We start from the raw sequence: 4,585 nt of genomic DNA, 5'->3' as shown, positions 1-4,585 counted from the left end.
TCGGCGGTGCCGACCAGCGGGTGCGGGGTCAGCCACGGCTCGTGCGCGGCGAGCGCGAGCTGGAACGCGTCGGAGATCTCCACGACCGGGTCGGCGCCGATCGGTCCGATCGGCAACCACGGGTGCGGGCCGATGCCGGTGTCCAGCACGGCGACGACCGGCCGGCGCAAGCTGACGAGGTCGCCCGCCGGCGCGCGCACCGGGCGCCGGCCCAGCATGGCGACCGGGTTGCGGCTGCCGGTGTAGAGCGCGATCCGGCTCTGTCCCATACCGCCGCCGTGGTTGACCGGGTTGCCCTCCACCTGGCCGCCGTGGTTGACCGGTGCGCCCTCGACGGTGACCGACGCGGCCGCGACGAGGTGGTTCAGCCCGACCCGGCGGCCCGGCTCCGTACCGAACGCCTGGCGCAGCCGCACGAGCGCGGACCACGGGTCGGTCGCCCCGGGGCCGACCGCGTCGTCCCTGGTCACGAGCTGGAACGGGACGGGCAGGTCGTCGTGGACGACGCGCAGGTTCTCCCGCCAGCCCTCGTCCGCGGCAGGCCGCAGGCGCAGGCCGAGCTGCCGGAGCGGCTCGACGTACTCGTTGTCCTCCTCGGACAGCAGCCGCCGCGCGTCGGTCGCGGGGATCATGAGGCTGTCCGCGCGGTAGGCGGTGGTGAGCGGCCAGCTGCCGTCGGGAGCACGCAGCGCGGTCGGCGGTTCGAGCATCCTCGCGCGGTGCCGGGCGAGGGTGTCGGGCGGGAAGCTGATCACCTCGGGGAAGCGGGCGGTGGGCTGGCCCCCGGTCGCGCTGGTCATGGATCACCTCGGTGCAGTGGGATAGTCGCGCACCAGATACGTCGACCGTTCTCCCGAGGGCGTAACGGGCTGGGCCGGATGGAGGCGGTCCGGCCGGCTCAGGACCGGGTCAGCGCGATGGTGGCGCTGCCGACCACCACATCACCGCCCGCGTCCGGGCGATAGAGCACAACGGCCTGTCCTGGCGCGACACCTCGCAGCTCACCGGTGAGCCGGACGACCAGCTCCCCGTCCACAATGGACGCGATGGCGGGCGCCGTGCCGCCGTGCGCGCGGACCTGGGCGACGCAGTCGAGCTCGCCCGGCAGCGACGTGCCCGACGGCCACACCGGGCGCCGGCCGACGATCTCGCGCACGGCGAGCTTGTCCGCCGAGCCGACGCGCACCGAACCGGACACCGGCTCCAGCGAGAGGACGTAGCGCGGCCGGCCGTCCGGGGCCGGCACGCGCAGGCCGAGCCCGTGGCGCTGGCCGACGGTGAACCCGTGCACGCCCGCGTGGGCGCCGAGCACCGCGCCGGTCTCGTCGTCGACGAGCTCGCCGGGCCGCTCGCCCAGGTGCCGGTCGAGGAACCCGCGGGTGTCGCCGTCGGGGATGAAGCAGATGTCGTGGCTGTCCGGCTTCTCCGCGACCGCGAGCCCCCGCGCCGCGGCCTCGGCCCGCACGTCGGCCTTCACCGAGGCGCCGAGCGGGAACATCGCGTGCCGCAGCTGGTCGGCGGTCAGCGAGGCGAGCACGTAGGACTGGTCCTTGCCGTCGTCGGCGCTGCGCCGCAGCTCTGGCCGTCCGTCCACAAGCGACAGGCGGGCGTAGTGTCCGGTGCAGACGGCGTCGAAGCCGAGCGCGATCGCCTTGTCCAGCAATGCGGCGAACTTGATGCGCTCGTTGCACTTGAGGCACGGGTTGGGGGTGCGCCCGGCGGCGTACTCGGCGACGAAGTCCTCGACGACGTCCTCGGTGAACCGCTCGGCGAAGTCCCAGACGTAGAACGGGATGCCGAGGATGTCGGCCACGCGGCGGGCGTCGTGCGCGTCCTCGACCGTGCAGCAGCCGCGGGCACCCGTGCGCAGCGTGCCGGGCTTGGCCGACAGGGCGAGGTGCACGCCGACGACGTCGTGTCCCGCGGACACCGCACGGGCGGCCGCCACCGCGGAGTCGACCCCGCCGCTCATCGCCGCGAGCACCCTCATTCCGCCTCCCCGGGATTAAAAGTGTTGGTCGCGTTCCGGCGGATGGTGCGGTTGACCACGTTCTTGTGGCTGGGTTGCGTCACGGTCCCCTGAGGTTCCGTCGGGTGGTCGGAGGCTGCCGGCGACATGCCTCAGACCTCCACCGGCGGGTGGGCGGCGGAGCGGCGCAGGCCCACCAGACCGGCGTTGCGGGCGCGGTCGACGACCGGGCCGATGGCCTCGGCGACCGCGCGCACGTCGGCCGGGGTGGAGGTGTGGCCCAAGGAGAACCGCAGCGAGCCACGGGCGAGCGTGGGGTCGATGCCCATGGCGAGCAGCACGTGGCTCGGCTGCGCCACGCCCGCGGTGCACGCCGAGCCGGTCGAGCACTCGATGCCGCGAGCGTCCAGCAGCATCAGCAGGCTGTCGCCCGCGCAGCCGGGGAAGGTGAAGTGGACGTTGCCGGGCAGCCGCGACGGCGCGCCGTCCACATCGGACTGGCCGGGGTCGCCGTTCAGCACGGCGTCGGGCACCGCGGCACGCACGGCGGCGACGAGCTCGTCGCGCAGGCCGGCCAGGTGCTCCGCGTGCTCCGCACGGTTGGCCACGGCCGTGTGCACGGCGGTCGCCATCGCGACGATGCCGGGCACGTCCAGCGTGCCGGAGCGGACCTCGCGCTCCTGCCCGCCGCCGTGGAGCACGGGCGCACACGGCACGTCGCGGCCGAGCAGCAGCGCGCCGACCCCGTACGGGCCGCCGATCTTGTGGGCGGTCAGCGTGAGCGCGCTCGCCCGGCTGGCCGCGAAGTCGACCGGGATCGCGCCGACCGCCTGCACGGCGTCGGTGTGGAACGGGATGCCGTACCCGGCGCAGCGGGTGGCGAGCTCGCGTACCGGGTTGACGGTGCCGACCTCGTTGTTCGCCCACATCACGGTGACCAGCGCGACCGAGTCCGGGTCGCCGGCGATCGCGGCACGCAGCGTGTCCTCGTGCACCCGGCCGAACCCGTCCACCTCGAGCGGGGTGACCTCGGCGTCCTCGTGCTCGGCGAGCCACTCGACGGCGTCGAGCACGGCGTGGTGCTCCACGGCGGACACCAGGATCCGTCTGCGCCGCGGGTCCTGCGCGCGCCGGGCCCAGTAGATGCCCTTGACGGCCAGGTTGTCGCTCTCGGTGCCGCCGCCGGTGAAGACGACCTCGGACGGCCGCGCGCCGAGCGCCTCGGCGATCTCCTCGCGCGCCTCCTCGACCAGGCGCCGGGCGCGGCGGCCGGAGGTGTGCAGGGAGGAAGCGTTACCCCGGGTGGGCAGCGCCTCGGTCAGGTGCGCGGTCATCGCCGCCACCGCTTCGGGCAGCATCGGCGTCGTGGCCGCGTGGTCGAGATAGGTCATTACGTGGCAAGGGTAGCCCTCGCCTGGCGAAGAAAAGTCACGAAGGCTGCCGCGCGGGACGGAACACCACGGCGCCCGTCAGCGCCAGCGCGGCCATCAGCAGGTTGAGCGGCACGATCGCGGCCGTCGGGTCCGCGGTGGACGCCAACGTGGCGAGCATCACGCCGCCGAGGCCCACCATCGTGGCCGCCATCGTCATGTCCGCCACCTGCAGCGCGGACGAGACGAACCCGCGGTCGCGCGGGGCCGCGTAGTCGAGGCTCAGCACGCTGATCGACGGGTACGCCAGCCCCATCGAGGCGCCCGCGACCAGCCAGAACGGCAGGATCAGCCAGCCGGTGCCCCAGTGCGGGCCGGCGAGCGCGGTGCCGGCCAGCCCGATCGCGAGCGTGGTCAGGCCGAGCCGGATGAGCACGTGGCGGGGGATGTCGACGTGGCGGCCCTGCCAGTTGGACGCGGCCGCCCAGCCGCACGCGCCGACGGTCAGCGGCACGCCGGCGAGCGCGGGCGAGAACCCGTGCACGGAGGTCAGCACGAGCGGGATGTACGCCTCCACGCCGAAGAACGCGCCCGCCAGCACGCCGCGGGCGAGCACGGTCGCCGGCAGGCCCGCCCGGGCGGTGACCGTGCCGCGCGGCAGCAGTACGCGCAGCGCCGGCACGAGCGCGGCGAGCCCGGCGAGGCCGAGCCACAGCGTGCCCAGGGACGGGTGCTGGGCGGCCCACGACAGCGCGGCGATGCCGAAGGCGGTGGCCACCGCGGCCCAGGCGACGCCGCGCCGCGCGGTGCTCGGTGCGCCCTCGGCCGCCGGCAGCGTGCGGATCGCGGGCAGCAGCAGGAGCACCCCGAACACGGCGAACGGCGCGATGCCGAGGAACACCCAGCGCCAGCCGGCGTGCTCGGTGATCAGCCCGGCGGCGGTCGGCCCGACCAGCGACGGGAGCACCCATGCGGCGGCGAGCAACCCGAACGCGGCCGGCCGCCGTGCGGCGGGGTAGACGAGCGCGACGAGGACGTAGATCGCCACCGTCTGGGTGCCCAGCCCGAGCCCTTGCAGCACGCGGCCGGCGAGCAGCATCGGCATGCCGGTCGCGAACCCGGCGGTGACCAGGCCGGCGAGGAACAGGCCCGGCCCGGCGAGCAGCGCGGGTACCGGCCCGAGCCGGTCGCTGACCCGTCCGGAGAGGACGGTCGCCATCACGCTGGCGGCGAGGAACGCGGTGAA

3 protein-coding genes and 1 pseudogene are annotated in these 4,585 nt (G+C 74.9%); all 4 read right to left on the bottom strand.

Going from position 1 to position 4,585, the window contains the following annotated elements; genetic code table 11:
* Window positions 1-800: pseudogene (locus tag VH969_RS18070) on the bottom strand (hypothetical protein); the annotation flags it as partial.
* 98 nt (window positions 801-898) lie between these two features.
* Window positions 899-1,990: a tRNA 2-thiouridine(34) synthase MnmA gene (gene mnmA, locus VH969_RS18065; protein WP_331975649.1), complete on the bottom strand. Its 1,092-nt coding sequence runs from the start codon at window positions 1,988-1,990 to the stop codon at window positions 899-901.
* Window positions 1,991-2,121: 131 nt separating this feature from the next.
* Window positions 2,122-3,360: a cysteine desulfurase family protein gene (locus VH969_RS18060; RefSeq protein WP_331975647.1), complete on the bottom strand. Its 1,239-nt coding sequence runs from the start codon at window positions 3,358-3,360 to the stop codon at window positions 2,122-2,124.
* Window positions 3,361-3,397: 37 nt separating this feature from the next.
* A partial coding sequence (locus VH969_RS18055) for an MFS transporter (protein ID WP_331975645.1) occupies window positions 3,398-4,585 on the bottom strand: 1,188 nt, incomplete at its 5' end.

Source organism: Actinophytocola sp. (genome assembly GCF_036555685.1).
In the GTDB taxonomy this organism is placed as follows: domain Bacteria; phylum Actinomycetota; class Actinomycetes; order Mycobacteriales; family Pseudonocardiaceae; genus Actinophytocola.
The sequence above is the reverse complement of the archived record's forward strand: the minus strand, read 5'-3'. Positions and strand labels throughout refer to the sequence as shown.